The 18,207-nt window shown below is 49.8% G+C and carries 16 protein-coding genes; 7 read left to right on the top strand and 9 right to left on the bottom strand.

Annotated features, from left to right (window positions below; genetic code table 11):
* Positions 1 to 264: 264 nt before the first annotated feature.
* From AC5OW4_RS05785 to AC5OW4_RS05775, 3 genes are read right to left on the bottom strand one after another with little or no spacing between them, the layout of a single operon-like run.
* Positions 265 to 1,008 (bottom strand): carbohydrate deacetylase, encoded by a 744-nt coding sequence (locus tag AC5OW4_RS05785; RefSeq protein WP_072685262.1) that lies wholly within the window; start codon positions 1,006 to 1,008, stop codon positions 265 to 267.
* 1 nt (position 1,009) lies between these two features.
* Positions 1,010 to 1,813, bottom strand: coding sequence for a PTS system mannose/fructose/sorbose family transporter subunit IID (locus AC5OW4_RS05780; RefSeq protein WP_072685261.1), 804 nt, complete (start codon positions 1,811 to 1,813; stop codon positions 1,010 to 1,012).
* Complete coding sequence (locus tag AC5OW4_RS05775; protein WP_072685260.1) at positions 1,806 to 2,567, bottom strand: PTS mannose/fructose/sorbose/N-acetylgalactosamine transporter subunit IIC; 762 nt, start codon at positions 2,565 to 2,567, stop codon at positions 1,806 to 1,808. Before AC5OW4_RS05775 ends, AC5OW4_RS05780 begins: the two co-directional genes overlap by 8 nt.
* A 305-nt stretch (positions 2,568 to 2,872) precedes the next feature.
* Here AC5OW4_RS05775 and nagA point away from each other — a divergent pair, with 305 nt between their 5' ends.
* The 3 genes from nagA (at position 2,873) to AC5OW4_RS05760 (ending at position 5,915) form a co-directional block, all read left to right on the top strand.
* Positions 2,873 to 4,027: an N-acetylglucosamine-6-phosphate deacetylase gene (nagA, locus tag AC5OW4_RS05770; RefSeq protein ID WP_072685259.1), complete on the top strand. Its 1,155-nt coding sequence runs from the start codon at positions 2,873 to 2,875 to the stop codon at positions 4,025 to 4,027.
* A complete protein-coding gene (locus tag AC5OW4_RS05765; RefSeq protein WP_072685258.1) occupies positions 4,024 to 5,115 on the top strand; it encodes an SIS domain-containing protein in 1,092 nt (363 codons plus the stop codon). The genes nagA and AC5OW4_RS05765 overlap by 4 nt, the downstream gene beginning before the upstream one ends.
* Before the next feature lie 71 nt (positions 5,116 to 5,186).
* A complete protein-coding gene (locus tag AC5OW4_RS05760; RefSeq protein WP_072685257.1) occupies positions 5,187 to 5,915 on the top strand; it encodes a GntR family transcriptional regulator in 729 nt (242 codons plus the stop codon).
* Positions 5,916 to 6,024: 109 nt separating this feature from the next.
* On the opposite strand, the gene AC5OW4_RS05755 is transcribed toward AC5OW4_RS05760, so the two are convergent.
* The 6 genes from AC5OW4_RS05755 to AC5OW4_RS05730 form a co-directional block, all read right to left on the bottom strand.
* On the bottom strand, positions 6,025 to 7,977 hold the full coding sequence (locus AC5OW4_RS05755; RefSeq protein ID WP_072685256.1) for an aryl-sulfate sulfotransferase: 1,953 nt from the start codon (positions 7,975 to 7,977) through the stop codon (positions 6,025 to 6,027).
* A gap of 173 nt (positions 7,978 to 8,150) precedes the next feature.
* Positions 8,151 to 9,725, bottom strand: a complete 1,575-nt coding sequence (gpmI, locus tag AC5OW4_RS05750) for a 2,3-bisphosphoglycerate-independent phosphoglycerate mutase (RefSeq protein ID WP_072685255.1) — start codon at positions 9,723 to 9,725, stop codon at positions 8,151 to 8,153.
* 203 nt (positions 9,726 to 9,928) lie between these two features.
* Positions 9,929 to 10,351 carry a DUF2000 domain-containing protein gene (locus AC5OW4_RS05745; RefSeq protein ID WP_072685254.1) on the bottom strand — a complete coding sequence of 141 codons (423 nt, stop codon included), beginning with the start codon at positions 10,349 to 10,351 and terminating at the stop codon, positions 9,929 to 9,931.
* Complete coding sequence (locus AC5OW4_RS05740; protein WP_493676754.1) at positions 10,335 to 11,252, bottom strand: DMT family transporter; 918 nt, start codon at positions 11,250 to 11,252, stop codon at positions 10,335 to 10,337. Before AC5OW4_RS05740 ends, AC5OW4_RS05745 begins: the two co-directional genes overlap by 17 nt.
* Entirely contained in the window at positions 11,242 to 12,093 is an 852-nt protein-coding gene (locus AC5OW4_RS05735) for an AraC family ligand binding domain-containing protein (RefSeq protein WP_308560288.1), read from the bottom strand. The genes AC5OW4_RS05740 and AC5OW4_RS05735 overlap by 11 nt, the downstream gene beginning before the upstream one ends.
* Positions 12,094 to 12,410: 317 nt before the next feature.
* Positions 12,411 to 13,793, bottom strand: a complete 1,383-nt coding sequence (locus tag AC5OW4_RS05730; RefSeq protein WP_493676753.1) for an MATE family efflux transporter — start codon at positions 13,791 to 13,793, stop codon at positions 12,411 to 12,413.
* 384 nt (positions 13,794 to 14,177) lie between these two features.
* Here AC5OW4_RS05730 and AC5OW4_RS05725 point away from each other — a divergent pair, with 384 nt between their 5' ends.
* The 4 genes from AC5OW4_RS05725 to AC5OW4_RS05710 all read left to right on the top strand — a co-directional run bounded on the left by AC5OW4_RS05725 (position 14,178) and on the right by AC5OW4_RS05710 (position 18,149).
* Positions 14,178 to 15,419: a hypothetical protein gene (locus AC5OW4_RS05725; RefSeq protein WP_493676752.1), complete on the top strand. Its 1,242-nt coding sequence runs from the start codon at positions 14,178 to 14,180 to the stop codon at positions 15,417 to 15,419.
* A 234-nt stretch (positions 15,420 to 15,653) separates the two neighbouring features.
* Complete coding sequence (locus tag AC5OW4_RS05720) at positions 15,654 to 16,880, top strand: hypothetical protein (RefSeq protein WP_072685249.1); 1,227 nt, start codon at positions 15,654 to 15,656, stop codon at positions 16,878 to 16,880.
* A gap of 213 nt (positions 16,881 to 17,093) precedes the next feature.
* A complete protein-coding gene (locus AC5OW4_RS05715) occupies positions 17,094 to 17,543 on the top strand; it encodes a hypothetical protein (RefSeq protein WP_072685248.1) in 450 nt (149 codons plus the stop codon).
* 102 nt (positions 17,544 to 17,645) lie between these two features.
* Positions 17,646 to 18,149 carry a PTS sugar transporter subunit IIB gene (locus AC5OW4_RS05710; protein ID WP_072685247.1) on the top strand — a complete coding sequence of 168 codons (504 nt, stop codon included), beginning with the start codon at positions 17,646 to 17,648 and terminating at the stop codon, positions 18,147 to 18,149.
* Positions 18,150 to 18,207: the final 58 nt, after the last annotated feature.

Genomic DNA, 18,207 nt, shown 5'->3' with positions numbered 1-18,207 from the left:
CTATCATTAATATTGCGGAAAATCGGAAAAAGCCTCCTAAAATAATTAAAAAAATTAAAAATACTTTTTTGAGTTAATTTTACAATTTCATTATAACTCAAATGCGTCCTTTTATCAATCTGATTTCCCTGTTTTTGCCGTCTGAATTTCCACTCCAATATTCATGAAAATCAAAACTCTTCCCGCCTTGTTTTAGTCTGAAACTTTACAAATTAAGCCAAAAAAAGGCGTTGTGTGTTAAGCACAAACGCCTGCTTATAAATATCAAAAATGAACTAATTCAATATTTCGCACCTGCAGCGCTTCTTTCAGTCTGAGATCGCAAAGTCCGGCCAGTTCCTGAACTCGCTCCAAACTATACGAGCTTTTCTGATAAAGTTCTAAATCGCACCATCCAGGATGAACCATAAACTCCAGTTTTTCGGCATCGGCGTGCTCGTCCAGCATTTTAATGAAATGCTCAGGCGTTGCCTGTTCGCCATGGTAAGAGCTCAGCCACAGGTATTCGCAATGACGCCGCAGCGGAAGGTGATATTCTTTAGCCAGATCCAGCGTCACGGCCAGAATTTCCTCGGTATTGTGTTCCTCGCCGATGCCTCCGACACGGGCCATTGTCAATGTCTGTCCGTCATAGCAGCCCTGATGGCAATCCAGATGCGTCGGCTGACGGCCAAATAACTCCATAAACTTCTCAATCTGGGCCCGAAATTCGGCTTCCACCTCAGCGGGATCGACATAAACTTTATAAAACTGCGTGTTTTTCAGGAAATCACCATGCTGATCCGTCAACGTTTTCGCTCTCGTCAGCGGACGGCCGCAGGTCAGCGTTAAATGAACGCCGGTTCCAAGACCCGGAACTGATCGTAATCGTTGAGCTGCCTGCGCAGCATTCGGCATATTGCACATGACGGTGGTTGAAGTAACGATTCCTTTTTCATATCCTTCGATAATTCCTTCTGTTACGCCGCAGGTATACCCCATGTCATCAGCGTTGACGATAATTTTCATTTTAAGGCACCAAAATGCCAAGGAAGGAACAGAGAATGGCAAGCGCCATAATCATCAGGATCAGCCGTGAAGATTTCATCCCGATCTTGCCTAAAATCCAATAGCACAAAGCGACAACCAGCACTGCGCCGAACTTCGGCATGATCGCATCGAATAATTTAGTTTGCAGATCAAATTCCGTCCCCATGATCGTCAAGGTACCAAATTTGACTTTTACTAAGGAAGCGACCATCGAGCCGACTACCATAATTCCCAAAACGCTGGCAGCCTGCGTAATCTGATTCAATTTTCCACTGAGCGTTGTGACCAGCTTAATGCCTTGCGTATAACCCAGCTGCATCAGATAAGGCCGTAACCCGAACATCACGAAGAATAACCAGATCTCCCACAATACAATTCCAAAATAGCTGCCGTCCAGAGCGGTCGTAACCGCGATTGAACCGAAGATTGTCGCTAAGACGCTGGTAAACAACGTATCTCCGATCCCCGCAAACGGCCCCATTAAGCTGGCTTTAATCCCCGCGACAGTTTCCAGCCCTTCCGCGCCCATTTCTTCTTCGATTGCGATATCCATTCCCAGAATGATATTGGTCAGATTAGGTTCGCAGTTGAAGAACACACTGTGCGTTTCAAAGGCTTTCTTCCGGCCTTCCGGATCATCCTGATATAGCTTGTCAATAACCGGAAGCATCGTCGTCATATAGCCGGCTGTCATCATTTTTTCATAGTTCCAGGCTAATGAACGATTCCATGACCAGCGATAGGATAACCTGCGGATTTCTTTTTTTGTGAACTGCTTACTCATCGACTTCACCCCCTGCATTGGATTTATCGGTCTTTCCCGTCTGATAATAAACAGCGATCGCGGCCGCTGCGCCAAACGTCGCTACGGCCAGCGTCGGCATTCCCGCCCACGCCGTTAACGCAAAGCCCAGGATCAGGAAATGAAGATTAGAGCGAATCGGCAGGTATTTCAATAAGATTGCGAATCCGACAGCCGGGAACATACCCGCGGCGATCGACAGCCCGGAGCTGAGCCATGGCGGCATGATCGCATTTAACATATCGACGAAAGTTGGACCTAAGCACAAGGCGACAAAGACCGGAATCATTCGCGATAAAGACCAGCTTAAAACACCCAAATAATTACTGTATGCGACTTGCCGGGAATTTCCCAGCGCTGCGTATTTATCCGCGCGGTGTTGAAAGAATGTGTTTAAGAAACGTCCGAAAACGTCAATTTGAACCGTCAGCGTCGCGACTGGAATGCCGATCAAAGCGATCGTTGCCGGCACATCCGCCGCCGAAGCTGATAAAGCAACAACGATAATCGCCGTAACCGGGTAATTCGGTATGGAAGCACCGCCGAACATCCCCAAGCCCAAGGCATAGGATTGCAGCGTGCCGCCGACAAGCAGCCCCAATTCTGGTTTTCCAACCACAAGTCCGGTAAAAATTGCCGTCGGGATAATACCGCTGGGCAGCAGATTGAACGTCATCTGATCAACCTGCGATAAGCCTGCCCACAGAGTAAGTAACAAAATCTGGAAGATTGTCATAAGTCTGCCCCTTTCATTATGATGGATTGCTTCTTGTCGTAATACTGAACAGCCCCGATCCTCCTTTCTATTTATTAACGTCCTGTTTTCTCGATGAAGTATTATTCATTAAAAAATGATTACTTTTCCTTACTTCATCAGGTTTGTTATGATTTCATTATAAATAAAATTTGCAGTTATGCAATACATTTTTATAAACTTGTATATATTTTTATTCCATTTTAAAATGCAGTGGTATATAATTTGTTTATCAGATAAGCAGTCAAGTGCTGAGCTCTTCGCCTCAGCAGAAAGGAGAATCGTTCATGACCTTTATCAGCAGTCAGCGCGTCTGGATTGACGAGCAATTTATTCCTGCCACCTTAAAACTGGAAGATGGAAAAATCACAGAAATTCACAATGGCATCCTGGAAAATTCTCAATTCTATGAGAATGCCCGGATTATCCCCGGTTTAATTGATGTGCATACCCACGGTTACGCGGGCGGCGACGCTTCTGACGGAGACCCGGAAACCCTTCGGGTCTGGCAGCGATATTTGCCGCAGGAAGGGGTTACTTCTTTTCTGCCAGGTACAGTAACCCGTTCAGAACCTCGAATTATTCAGGCGCTTCAGGCCATCCGCACCGTCATTGAGGAAAAAAATGAAGACGGCGCTCACATCCCGGGTATTTTCCTGCAGGGTCCCTATACCTCTCACGAATATCCCGGCGCCTATGATAAATACTTGATCCAAAAACCGGAGATTGCACAATTTGACCGTTTCATGGAAGCCTCCGGCGGCCACATTCTCCGCGTGGGCCTCGCTGTGGAAAAAGATGAAGGGCATCAGGTATTAAAACATTGCGCAGAGCTTGGTCTGGAAGTTGCGGTTGGCTTCTCCGGCGTCAGCTATGAGGAAATGATGCAGGCCGTCGAGGAGGGCGCCTCGTCTGTCGTCCATTGCTTCAACAGTATGAATCCGCTGCATCATCGCAAACCGGGATTGCCGGGAGCCGCATTATCCTGCGATGCTTTGTACTCTGAGGTCATCGCCGACGGCATTCACGTCCATCCCTCCGTTATCAATATCATTGGCCGATGCAAAGGCAGTGACCGTCTGGTTGTCATTACTGATTCCTCTCGTTATAAAGGATTAAAACCGGGCTATTATGAGTCCGTCGACCGCAAGGTCACAATCGGAGAAGACGGCGTCGGTCGGCTTTCAGACGGCCGGCTGGCCGGTTCCTGCATCACGATGATTCAGTCGGTCCGCAATCTTCAAACTCTGGGAAAGCTCAGCGAAGCCTGCGCCATCAACGCGGCGACGATCAATCCGGCGCGGATGTTAAAGCTGGACGATCATTTAGGTCTGATCAAAACCGGTTATCAGGCGGATCTTACGGTTTATGACGAGGATTATCAGATTCTTCAGACATTTGTTTCCGGTATTCCCATGTTGAAGCAGGAGGAAATACGATGACCGAGATTACGATGTACGATTATATTCTGGAAGAAAAAGACGTGTTATTGAATATTCTCCAGAAACGAAAAACGATCACCCGTCCATTCTGCACAATGCTTCATGAAAAAAACGTGGATGAGCTTGTTCTGTGCGGATCAGGAACTTCTTATCACGCGGCGCTGGCAGCCCGGCGGGTTATGGAAAATCTGCTTCAGATCCGGGTTCGGGCAGAATTGCCTTCTCTATTTACAACCCAGCAGAAGATCTATTCAAAAAATACGCTGGTTCTGGGAATTTCCCAGGGTGGAAACAGCTACTCTACCGCCGACGCCCTGGAAAAAGCGAAGACACATCAATGCATGACCGCCGGTTTAAGCGAAAATCCCAAAAGTCTGATCTTCCAGCTTTCCGATGTGCATCTGCTTATGGAATGCGGCGCGGAGCTGAGCATCGCCAAAACCAAGGGATATACCGCTACTGTTTTAATTTTATGGCTGCTTGGAATTGAAGGTGCGTTGTGCTTGAACCGGATCAGCCACGCGGAAGTCAATGATCTGCTCACACGGCTGAAAACTGTGATTGTAAATTATGACGCAATTATCCCGGCAGCGACCGCCTGGGTAGATGCAATTCAGGAAGAATTGATTGAAGGCCGGCGAATCCTGGTTTTAGGTTATGGAAATAACTATGCCAATGTTTTAGAAGGCGCGCTGAAAATGTTGGAAACTCTCCGCTTCGGGATTGTCGGCTATGAACTGGAAGAGTTCTGTCATGGGATTTATAATTCCGTTCAGAAAGAGACCCGCCTGATCTATCTGGCCAGTCCGGATCCTTATGAAAAAGACAGACTGGTCCAAATCCATTCTGTGATCCGGGAAACGACTTCCCATCAATTTATCATCGGTCCTGACCAGCACTCGTCGATGACAACGGAAAAAGACTGTCTGCTGCCAATGATTGACGATCCGGACTTTCATGTTCTGGAGTATATCCTGCCGCTGCAGATTATTTCATCACGAATTCCCTACCGGCTGGGCATCAATCCCTTCCTCGCCGCAGATCCGCTTTTCCATAAAAAAGCAGGAAGCAAATTCGTCGCTTCGTAATTGTGCGGAAGAATGATGATTTGCTGGATATTTATGGTAAAATAATTTCAAATAGAGAGTTGAGGGACACCATGGCGAAAAAACAGCTTCAATATCAGAAGATCGAAGATTATATCATAAAACAGATTAAACACGGAAAAGTGCATCGTGGAGATAAGCTTCCTTCTGAAAACGAGCTGTGCGCCCAGTTTAACGTCAGCCGCATGACCGTGAATAAAGCGCTGACTCACCTTTCCGATCAGGAATACATTGAACGAATTCCAGGCAAGGGGAGTTTTGTACGAGGACCGCGGATCGAGCGGAAAATTCCGGAGATGCTTTCCTTTTCTGAAGAACATCGGCGTGTCGGTATTAAAACGGAAGCAAAATTGCTTCATTATTCCGTGATCTGCGCTAAAGAGGTTCCCGAGATCATGGAGAAGCTTGGTCTGAAAGAGAATGATTTTATCCATTATTTTATTCGATTGCGCTTAGGAGATGGCAAGCCGATGGCCGTCAGCTACAATTACATTTCTGTTCTTAAAGTGCCCTATCTGGATATTACCTATCTGGAAAAATCACTTTATCAGTATCTGGAAGAAAAATTAAATTTACAGCTGGCTTATAATGATACGACAATCAGCGTCGTCATGCCAAGCAGGGAAATTCAAAAAGCTCTGGAAATGGCTGAAAAGCGGGACGTAGTCCTGAGCACGCATATTTCCTATCTGACGGACAACACCCCGTTTGAATATACGGAAACCTATTATCATGCGGATCAGTATTCATTCCGCTATCAGTGTTACCGTCAGGAAAAATAAAAAAAGGCCAAAAAAATCGGGAACTTCTTCATTCCCGATTTTTTAATGATTACACTTCAAAGGACTTCAGTCCAGCCAGTCTGTTTCTGTTTTTCGATTTCTCCCTTAATCAATTCCGATAGACCTGCCGCGCGTCGATCAGCTGATTATTGAGCCGGTAGTACACATGCCACGTCCCATCCAGCCCTTCCGCGCTGATCGTCTGAATTAACGTTGAGACATCCGGCGATTTCGGCTGGTTGAAAACCGCCACGCACATTCCCGGCTGGGTGTCCGTCTGTACCGGATAAATCCTCAGCCCTTCCTCATTCGCTAAAATGAGATCAAGATTATCATGTTTATTTAACGTCGCCGTCACCATCAGGCGGTCTTGTTCATGTGTCAGCGTCAGCTTTTCCGCCAGTTTCTCATCAATCGGCCGAGCTTCGCTGAATTTCAGTCTGGCATCCAGATCATCTTCCGTTTGATATGCCGTGACACCCAGACTTCCTAATAATCTTCCGGATTCCAGCGGTGTCATCGTCGTCTTGGAAACGTCGATCATCTCAGCCCGGTAGATATTCGCCGGGATTTTCATCTCAAACTGTTCCTGATCTCCGTCGATCACGGTTACATACGCCTCCATCTGATCGAAAGCTGTCAATGATCCCGGCATATTGTTGATCTTGCCATCCAGCCAGGAAATTCCGCCCGAAGTCACCAGCCACCGGTCATTTCCCAGGAAATCAACGTCGCTGATATAGGGGGAATAATAAGCATATCCCCGCTCCTTGCCATATTCCCTGACCTGCCGGATCGTCTTGCCTTCCAGATCCACCGCATAAACGACCAGCCGGGAATAATTATCCTCCGCTTTGACCGCGTTCTCTTCGGTCTTCGACCGGTACATCCCGTTGTCAAACATCATAATGTGCTGATCGTCCAGCCAGGTCGCGGCATGCTGCGCCCACTGCCATTCAAAGTCCCCGCCTTCCGGCGTCAGAAAATAATCCTGCATTTCTTCCGACCATCCCTCTGGCGAGCCGATGATCGCGATCAATTTCTGAGTGTCGTAGTCGATCACAGCCACAGCGTCCTGATGCCTGCCGGACACCGTCAGCGTATTCTGCGCCGGGTTATAATCGACGCTGTTATTGTGGAACCAGTCCTTTGCCGTCCAGTTCAAGCTCTTTCCCTGATCCTGCGGCAGAATTGTTTTCAAATCAAAGGATTTCACTACGGCCCCAGTTTGCCGATCAATCTCAACGATCACATCCTCCACGGTCGATCCGCTGAAGTCATCGGAAGCGATCAGGAAATTACCGTCAGGCAGCTGATCCAGATCATGATGATACCCGCCCGGCACACTGTATTCCGCGTCGATATGCCCCAGCAAATCCATCGTCAGAAATCCTGTCGTGTAATATGGACTGTCCAGCAGGCGGTTGGTGCTCAGCGTAATCCGGCCGTCTTCCAGTAAATTCAGATCCCATAACATCATCACATTTAAAATCCAGCGGATCTCGCCCTGACTGTCATACCCGGTGGCATAACCGGTGCTGGAAGGGGTTGTAAAGATCAGCTGATTCGGCTGCGGGTTCTGATCGGCAACCGTCACCTCCGCCCTGAAAGCATCCTCCGGCAGCGCCTGACCTTCAATCTCCAGCTCCTTCACCTGATCATCGACGATCAGCTGAACCGTCGTTTTCTGCTGCGGATACAAACCGATGATCGGCAGGCAATGCGCGGTTGATGGTTCATAAGTCCAGCTCAGATCCGCCTGCGCCTGTTTGCCTTTGACAATGACCGTGACCGGTTCCGCGGTTTCGGTATCGAATTGAATCAACGCGCTCAGCGGACTTAATCCATAGGGATTGACGAGAACAACAGGATTGTCCAGAGTTCCGCCCACCGCCTGCGCGGCGATTTGTTCGGTCTGTTGGTTCTGAGTTTCCAACAATGTTTCCTGATAAGCGACGGCGCTCTTCCCGTCTTCGCTGAATGTTCGTTTTTCCGCAGCCGGCGTACAGCCGGCGCATAGCAGCAGCCCGCAGGCCAAGATGAATGATAATCCTTTTCGCATAGTTGTCCTCCTTTTTGATGGTCGCCGCAGAGAATGAGAATGGTTTTCTTGTGAAATGAAGCCAAAGACGTTCTAAATCCTCAGGCATGGCCCCGGCATCTTCAATAAAAAGAAAACCTCTGAGTTTATGATACCACAACTCAGAGGGATTGTTTATTTTGCGGAACACTTTTTTATTTCTTTGCCAGCATGCTTTCGTTCCAGCCTTCCGGAACTTCCAGACCCATCAGCTCGACTGCCGTTGCCGCAACGTTGCTTAAGCCGAACTCGCCGTCTTTCAATTCGACGTCCGCCCCGCGGATGATGAACGGAACCGGATTGAGCGTATGCGAAGTCTTCGGTTTCGCCTTGTCTTCCGGATTCTTCTTCTTTTCTTCCATCTCGTCGGCATTGCCGTGGTCGGCGGTAACGATCATGATCGCCCCGGCTTTATCGCAGGCATCCATCAGCCGCTTCAGGCACAGATCGACGGTTTCCATACCGATGATCGTCGCTTCATAGTTGCCCGTATGCCCTACCATGTCGCCGTTCGGATAATTAACGCGGTAGAAGTCATAGTCGCCGGATTCAATCGCTTTGATCAATTCGTCACTGATTTCCGCGCCCTTCATCCAAGGCCGCTGCTCAAATGGAACGACGTCGGAAGGGATTTCAACCCAGGTTTCCAGCTTTTCATCGAATTTCTCAGAACGGTTGCCATTCCAGAAATACGTGACGTGACCGAATTTCTGCGTTTCCGAGATCGCGTAGGAACGAATGCCTTTCTTTACCAGATATTCAGATAACGTGTTGGTGATGTGCGGCGGGGTAACCAGGAATTTTTCCGGGATGTGCAGATCGCCGTCATACTGAAGCATGCCTGCGTAAACCACCTTCGGGAAGCGCACGCGGTCAAACGCGTCGAAGTTCGCCATTTCAAACGCTTTGGAGATTTCAATCGCACGGTCGCCGCGGAAGTTGAACAGGATCACGCTGTCGCCATCTTCGATTGTACCGACCGGCTGGCCATTTTCTGCGATGACAAAGCCCGGCAGATCCTGATCGGAACAATGCAGCTCATCGCGATAGGTTTCAATCGCTTCCTTGGTCGAAGCAAACTGACGGCCTTCGCCCAGGACATGGATATGCCAGCCCTTTTCGACCATATTCCAGTTGGCTTCGTAACGGTCCATCGTAATGACCATGCGTCCGCCGCCGCTGGCAATCTTCGCATCGAAGGTGCCGTCGCTCAGCTCCGCCAACAGGTTTTCAATTTCTTCAACATAGATTAACGCCGAGGTTTCCGGAACATCGCGGCCGTCCAGCAGGACGTGCAGGCGGACCCGTTCCACGCCTTCCTTCTTCGCTTCGCGGATCATCGCCTTCAGATGATCAATATGCGAATGGACGTTGCCGTCCGACAACAGACCTAAGAAATGCAGCGTGTGACCCTTGGCGTTGGCGATCAGTTCTTTCCAGGTATCCGAAGTATAGATCGCGCCGGTTTCAATCGACTCGTTGACCAGCTTCGCGCCCTGGCTGTAAATCTGGCCGCAGCCTAACGCGTTATGACCGACTTCAGAGTTTCCCATATCGGCGTCGCTCGGCAGACCGACCGCGGTCCCGTGCGCTTTGATTTTCGTATTTGGGCAGGTTGCCATCAAGGCGTCCAGGTTTGGAGTGTAGGCATGCTTGACCGCATTGCCGTTGTCCTTATCGGTTAATCCGACGCCGTCCATGACAACAAGAACTAAAGGTTTTCTGTTCATGATATTTCCTCCTGTTTTCACATCAATAATATACCACGAAGCGGACGCAAAAGCATTAAAATGTCTTGTGATTTCCTGGATTATTCATGATTTCAGCCGGAGCTTCTTTGGTCCTTGCGAAAAAACGGATAGAAAAAGGCAAGGCCCGGTTATTTCCCCGTTCCTTGCCAGCAGCCCCATTTCTGATTGTGACAAAACGCGGCTCAGCGCAGCAGCGGCAGATCGCCCGTCAGCTTGTTGACGCGTTTTTTCGAACCGTAAATTCCGATGCCAAAGTATGTGATCTCTTCTTCGGTTACCGCCGCGGCCTTTTCAATGTATTCCGGATAGTTCTTGCAGCTCTGGGCGACGTCGGAGAAATCGACGACGATCAGGTCGGAGAACTCCGGCTGATACAGCTGTTCACGAATCATTTTCAGCTTCTCCCTGGATACGCTGAGAATCGGAATCGGGATTGCGACGACGCCCCGATGGGAATTTCCGCTTTGATCGACAACATCTTCGCCGACGATCTGCGGCGCCAGCTTGCCTAAGGTGACGCCTAAAATTCCGGCAGTGTTTGCGATTAAGCCCAAGGGCAATTCTGCATTGATCACCATCACGCATTTTTCATTCGAGTGTTCCATAGTTTTCTTCTTTCTCCTTTTCCTGATTGGTATTCTGCGACAGCACCAGGCCGCCCAGCGTTAAAGCCAGCCCCAGGATCACCTTCGCCGTCAGCGGTTCATGAAGAACCAGAGCCGAAGCCACCGCGGTGATCACCGGGACGATATAAATGGTAACGCTGGTCTTCACCGAGCCCAAAATCCCGACTGCCAGATTCCAGGTGACAAAGCACAGCGCGGAAGCGCCCAGCCCTAAAAAGACTAAATTGAACAGGACCTCCGGGCTGAGAATCGTCTGGATCCGGATTGGGAATTGTGTGTAAACTAACGGAAGCATGAAGAGTAAGCCATAAAAAAAGGTTCTTCGCGTCGCTAACAGCACGTTATAGCCCAGCTCGGAAATTCGCCGGCTTAACAAGCAATAGACCGCCCAGATCATCGCGGCGATCACCGCCAGCCCAGCGCCTAAAGGATGAAGTTCAACCGCATCCTGATGGAAGCTGATCAACATGATGCCCGCCATCGCGATCACAAAGCCCAGAAAAAACCGAAGGCCCGGCCGTTTCTCTTTTAAGAAAGCAGTGCTGAACAGGACGGTGAAGAAGGGCGCGATGGAAATGATCACGCCGACGTTCGATGCCCGGGTTGCGCTCAGCGCCAGATTTTCAAAGCCATAATACAAGGTAACGCCGCACAGTCCAGCCAATGCGAATAAGCCTTCCTGCCGCCCCTCTGTCAACCGCAGCCTCCGCGGAGCGGCCAGCCACAAAGCCAGATAGCCAATGCCAAACCGTAAAAACAGAATTTCCACCGGGGAGAGCGTGTTCAGCAGGACCTTAGTGGAAATAAACGTCGTGCCCCAGATTAAAATTGTCACCAGCGCCGCAGCCTGACCTGACCGCAGCGATTTGTTATTCCTCATCCGTTTTTGCGCTTTCCTGCGGCCGGGTAAAAATCCGCTGATACTGCTTCGGTGTCAGACCGATAAACTCTTTAAAATAATTAGTGAAGTGACTCTGGTCCGCAAATCCCGTCATTCCTGCCGCCTCCACCGGCGCTGCGCCTTGTTCCAACAGTTTCTTTGCCCGATCAATCCGGATGGTCTGCAAATAGCGGTACGGAGACACGCCGATCTGCTGGGTAAAACAGCGCAGCAGATACGACTTGCCAAACCCGGCCCGAGCGGCCAGTTCTTCCAGTGTGATATTCTCCGCAAAGTGTTCCTCGATATATTGGCATAACGCCTGAATCAGCGGATTGGGCTGCGGAATTGGACTTTGATCATAATCCACCGCACACTCCTGCAGCACCTGTTCGATCAGAAAGTAAAAAGCTTCGGCTTTTTTCAGTTTCGGTGCACGGCTTAAGATTGCGTCGTACAAATCCCCGATCAGTGCGGCGATTTCACTTTGCGGCACGACATTTCGCGTAAACCGCGGCAGCTGATCGTGTCCGGTAATTTCCCTGACGGCTTTGCGCATAACGTCCGGATTGATGTTCACTGCCCGGTAATCCAGAATCTCGCCGTTGATCGGCGCGCAGTAATGGTTATCCCGCGGATTGAACAGAATCAGATCCCCGGCGCTCACGTCATATTCCTCGCCCCGGCACCACAAATGCCGTTTTCCCCCTTCGATAAAACCAAGGACATAAAATTCATGAAAATGATTGGGAAACTTCTGAACAATCCCGCCCAGATTGTACGCTTCGATTTCCAAATCGCGGTCATAATAGACATGCCGCTGTTCCTGTGTCGATGGCATGGACTTCCCCCTTTTTTCTTCTGGCTTTATTGTACGCCGTTTCCTTCCTTTTTTCTTGTAGGATCTGACACTTGCGAACAGGAAAACTTTAGATTGAAACCGCTGCCATCACGCCCCCTTCGCCGGCAATGGAAAGCCATCGAAAAAAAGCGGGCTGTTTTGTTACAGACCACGCCTTCCATATTTTTCTCTGATTTTCCTTTTTTCTTCTTGAATTCTTCTTCGATTCCTTTGCCTGTCAAGTCAGTCGGAACCGGGATCGGTTTAGAAAGGGAGGTTCATTCGCCGATCCCGAGTTGACCGCTTGATCGTTCCCTTCAGGAACCGGATGTCAGCAGTTTCCGGGTTTTCCACTTCCCGCTGCAGTAATAGCCGATGCAAATCAGGCATGGAATTATCCGTGAACAGGCAACGCCCCACCACAAGCCCTGATAGCCCATCTGGAAGAGATTGACGAAGATCAGGCTGAGACCGATCTTGCAGACAACGCCGTCAAGGATACCGATCGCAAATCCCAGCTCGACGAAACCGCAGCCGGTAACCATGGCCTGAAACGCCCCGATCACCGCGGAAACAAAGAAATGCAGGATGAAGATGCGTAAGAAGGTCACGCCCAGATCCAGCACCAGCGGATCCTTAGTAAACAGACCGAAGATCACCTTTGGACAGAACAGGCATAACAGACTGGTCACCGTCGCGCAGACTAACGTGCAGCCCAGCGTATAGATCGTCGTTTTGCCAGCCCTTTCCACCTGATGCGCCCCCAGATTCTGCCCCACCATTGAAGCGGATGCGGTATCGACGCCCTGAACGAAGACTTCCAGGAACTTCTGCAGCTTGTTGCCAATGGAGTTAGTGCTGGAAACGACGACGCCGTAGGAATTGGCCGTTGAATTGACCCACAACATGGAGAACCTGACTAACAGACTGCGCACCACCTGCGGAATACCGAGCTTAATAATAATTTTCATGACTTCGCCATCCAGTTTAAAATAGGACAGTCGGACTTCAAAATCAAACTTTTCACGGTTTCTGAGCATAAAAATCAACGCCGCGCCGAACGATCCGATCTGGGCTAGCACGGTCGCGATGGCCGTCCCGGCCGCTTCCATGTGGAAGCCTGCGACCAGTACAAGATCCAGAATGATGTTGATCGCCGCCGCTACGATAATGAAAATCAGCGGACGCTTGGATTCACCCATCCCCCGCAAGATTCCACAAACAGCGTAATAACCGAAGATGAATGGGAAGCCGATCGCCGTGATCACCATGTAGGCGCTCGCCTGATCCATCGCTTCCTTCGGACAGTTGATCAGATTCAGTATCGGTGTATGAAAGAAAATCGCTACGATTGCCAGCACGATTGAAATGAAAATCATAAAGCTCAGCAACGTACCGACGGTTTTCTTGATCTTCCCCTCTTCCCCAGCCCCGAACAGCTGGGAAATGTAAATCTGCCCCGCCGTGGAAAAACCCATCGCAACCGGCGCAACCAGATCGGCGATCTCGCCGCCGGTATTGACACCGATCGTTCCCAGCGTGCCGACATACTGACCGATGACCGCCAGATCGACCATCGAATACAGCTGCTGGACCAGATTGGTCAGCACGATCGGAATCGCAAAAATCAACAGGCAGCGCAGAATGGAACCTTCCGTCAGGTTCATTCCGACTTGGCCTTTTTTTATCACTTGTGTCACAAATGAAACACCTCCCATAAACAGGCTTATTTTAACAAGGATCTGTTCGACTAAAATTTCAATAAGTAATTCATCATGACCATGAAATTAGAAATTTTCAGCATCCCCTGAAAGGAATCGGAGGGGAGTACGGCATTTTCCTGAATTGATCTCAACGATGTTCTTTTCAGAACTCATCCATTCGTTAGAAAGTCCGCCGAAATCTGGCGTTTTCATCCGATACTCCTTCCCATTTCAGAACAAGACCATCGCTTCAGGTCCGTAAGCTTCTGGAATTAAAGTGTATTTCATCCGATTTTTAAAATGCTTATAATTTGGATAACAAACAGGATTAAAACAGAAGCTGCAGCGCCGCTGTTTTGCCTGGTTAAAGGAGGAAAAGAAATGCAGATCAGCAGCAGCCGCACCCGCATCACGCCGGAAGGTCCGTTTTTCCCATGTTATCTTCTCGGCCATGCGATCCGGACAGAAAAAGCCACCGGCGTCGCGGACGATCTCTGGGCTACCGCCCTCGTCTTAAAGATCGAAGAAACGACCCTGATCTGGGTCACCGTCGATCTGGCCGGCTTCAGCAAAACCGCCAGTGATCACCTTCGCGCCGAGCTTTCCCATCAGTATTCCGTGGCGAAAGAAGCGATCACGATCAGCTTCACCCACACCCATTCCGGACCGGAATATGATTCGGTCTCCCCGTTTTTCGGAACGGAAAAAGCCGGGATTCCCGGATATATGGAATTCGTCCAGTCTCAGATTCTCAAAGCAGTTGCCCAATGCTTTGAAAAGGGCTTTGAGGAAGTTCAGGCTTATGCGTCCACCCTCCAGATTGAAGGGTGTTACGGCAACCGCAACGGTAAGGACAAGCCGGCGGATAAAAACCTGACGACGATTGAATTCCGATCTGGCGAGCGGATTGTCGGCGGCATTCTCAGCTTCACCTGCCATCCGACGGTGTTAGGACCGCAGAATTGTTTTGTCAGCGGCGATCTGGCCGGCAGTCTGGCGCGTTCTCTGCAGCAGCGCTGGGGCGTGTATCCTTTAGTGATGCAGGGCGCGGCCGGCGATATGTCCAACCGGTTATACCGTCAGGGTAACGATTTTCATGAATTGCAGCGAATCAGCGAGGCGATCATGGCGCAATGGGACGCCCATCCGGAGCGAACGCCGCTGAACCTCGCGCCGGTAACGATGCGAACTGGACGATTCCAACGCACGTTCAGAAAAGATCCGCAGAAGCAGAAAGCCTTGATCGCGGAGGTGGAAAAAAGAATTGCCGAAGCGAAGACCTTCGATGAAAAGAAAGTCTACACCTCCAGTCTGGCGGTTCTTTGCCATCAGACGGGGGAAGAGGAAACGGATTTCGACTTGGAATACACGTTATATAAAATGAATGATTTATTTATCCTGACGATCCCGGCCGAGCTGTTTTCCCGCTTCGGTTTGGAAATGAAACAGGCGATGGCCGCGGTGTGTCCGATCGTCTGGGGATATTCCAATTATTCCGTCGGTTATCTGGTCGACCGCGCCGAATATGGGCGATCATTTGAAAGCGCTGCGGGATCCATCCCGGAAGGCACAACTGAGGAAATCGTCGCTGAAATTCTCAATGAAATCGCGGCCCTGCGCTGATCGCGGCGGCTTCATACCATTATTTCTTACAAAACAGAAATGTTCCGCAATCCTTCAGCTCTGTTGAGAAGCCCTTCGCTGACGCTCCCGATAAGAATTGATTCATAAAATCCCGGTTATAAAAAATAATTGCCCCTGATCGGCAGAGTTACGATTGACCGGCGAAGTCATCATCAGAGTTCCAATCAGAAAAACCAACGGAGATCTCCGTTAGTTCAAGGAGGAAAAAAAATCATGTTAGAAGTCGCAAAAAGTTCCCGCGCCATCACCCCTGCCGGCTCTGTACCAATCGCCGGCCACGCAATGCGGACGGAAAGTTCCACCGGCGTCCACGATGAATTGGAAGTTCATGTCCTGCTTCTCAATCTTGAAGATACAAAATGTTGCTTCATCAATGCCGATGTGATCGGCGTCGGCTTTGACTTTGCCCGCCGTGTTCAGGCGACCGTCCATGAATTATTGGGTATTGATCCGGCCCTGACCATCTTCAGCGTCACCCATACCCACACTGGGCCTTATTTCGGACTTTCCGCAATGACGGGAACCAAAACCGAAGCGGAAGCTCAATATGAAGACGAAGTGCTGGATAAAACGATTGAAGCGGTGCTGGACGCCGCGAAACACTTCGTGCCCTTTAGCGATGTCGTCGTGCGTCAGGGTGAAGTTAAAGGATTCTATGGCAACCGCAACGGGTTGGATAAACCGGGCGACGAAGTCATCACCGTTCTGGAATTCCGCGATGAAAACGGCAAGACCGTCGCGGCCTTCGTCAACATGTCGTGCCACTCCACCATCATGAATCCGCTGGAAACCCGATTAAGCGCCGATATGCTGGGGAATGTCCGGCGGGAATTAGCGCCGTATCTGGGCGTCGTTCCGCTCATGAGCAACGGCAATGCGGGCGATCTGTCCAACCGGCTGTACCGGCATGGCAATGATTTTAACGAACTGAAGCGCGTGACCTCCGGGATTGCGGCGCATATCGCTGGTTTCCATGACGGCGCCTCCCTGTGCCTGACGCCGGTCCGATACCATGAAGTCGGCTTTGAAGTCGACTATGATACTGATAAAGAAGCGCTGACGGAGGCGCTGGCAAAGCTTGAGCGGCAGCTTTCTTTCGCCACGGAATTCGACGCCCGCAAATGGCTGCTTTCGGAAATTTCCGGTACCCGGCGCAAGTTGGCTCAGGATCATGTGCACGTCTGCCTCAACAGTACAATCCTGCGGTTAGGTGATCTGGAGCTGGTGATCGTTCCCTGTGAGCTGGCCAGCGCCTTCGGCCGTCAGATCAAGCGCAGCTCCAACGCCAAACTCTGCTTAGTCTGGGGTTACGCCAATGGCTGCAGCACCTATGTCGTTGAAGCGAGCGAGTTTAACGGTGGTCACGACGGCATCTCCACCCGACTTCTGCGCGGACAGGCCGAGGAATACGTCGCCAGACTGATCCAGAATCTGTTCTGATTTCTTTTTCCCTGACGCTTCCTGACAATCAAGTTCTGAAAGGATCCCATCCCGGTGTCCTTCCGGAACTTTTTTGTTCTGGATCTTGCCGTTTTCGTTGATCCCGATTCCATTCCTGCGCCTTTTTAGTGTCTTTGTAAGTCTCTTTGTAAGTCTCTTTATAAGTCTCTTTGTAAGAGTCTCTTTGTAAGTCTCTTCCAAAGACTAGCCCGTTTGATCGCCGCCGTCATCCTTTTTGAAACACTGCTGGAGGGATTTCCCCTTGTGCTTCTGACCCTGTTATCCATGAAACCGAATCGACCGCGCAGTGCTGCCGTGAGCTTGTTTCTGCCGCAAAATCGCAGTCTTCCGCCTTTGCAGCTTCTTGCGGCTTGCGATGAACGGATAGCGCATGGATATCCCGATACGCTCACCCTCAGATTTTCATGGTCTCTGAACATCCATGACAAAGTGCGCGGACTGACTTTCCCGACAACTTCGACAAAAAGGAACGATATCCCGCTTCCCCCTTTTCAGGGAAACGACACATTCCGCCATCCGTTTTCCCGCAATTTGCCGCTTGATCAGTCCAAGATCACAACGGTGCGGAACTTTTCTGTCCGAATGGAAATGTTTTCCATTATTTGGCATCAGACGCTTAAAAACAAGCTTGGAAAAGGCTAAATCCTAGTGGAACTTGATATCCTATAATTAGAAAATGTAAGCGTTTATAATTAACCTATCAGATAAATATGCATATTTGATTGATACGAAAGGAGATTATTTATGAACGAATATCTACAGAGCAGCGGTATTGTAGACGTCCGTGTCGACGACCGGATGGTTCACGGTATCGTCGCTACCATGTGGATTCCAGAGAATCACTGCACCCGGGTCATGGTTGTGAATGAAGATGCTTCCAACAATCAGGTGATTCGCAGCACGCTGAAAATGTCCGTGCCGGCCGGCGTCAGCCTGTCGGTCTTAGCTCCGGAAAAAGCCGCGGGCAACATTAAAAACGGCAATTACGCCGATCAGCGCGTGTTTATTGTCGGTCGTGAAATTCAGGATGTTTACGCCTTATATAAGGCCGGCGTCCAATTTGCCCGGGTCAATCTCGGCAACGTCACCCAGAATACCGGGGAAACATTGATCCTTGACAAAACCGTGCGGGTCAACGCCGAAGAAAAAGCGATGCTTCGCGAAATGCGCGATGCCGGAATTCAGATCACCTGTCAATTCCGCACCGACGATCCGGTAAAAGTCTGCAAGGAAGTTCTGGACTCTTAGCTTCAATTTATCTCGGTTTCATTTACAACTCAATCAATAAACTGGATTAAGAAAGGAT

The sequence above is a fragment of the Holdemania sp. genome (genome assembly GCF_986127675.1).
Note: the sequence above shows the minus strand (reverse complement) of the source record. Positions and strands in the feature narration are given on the sequence as shown.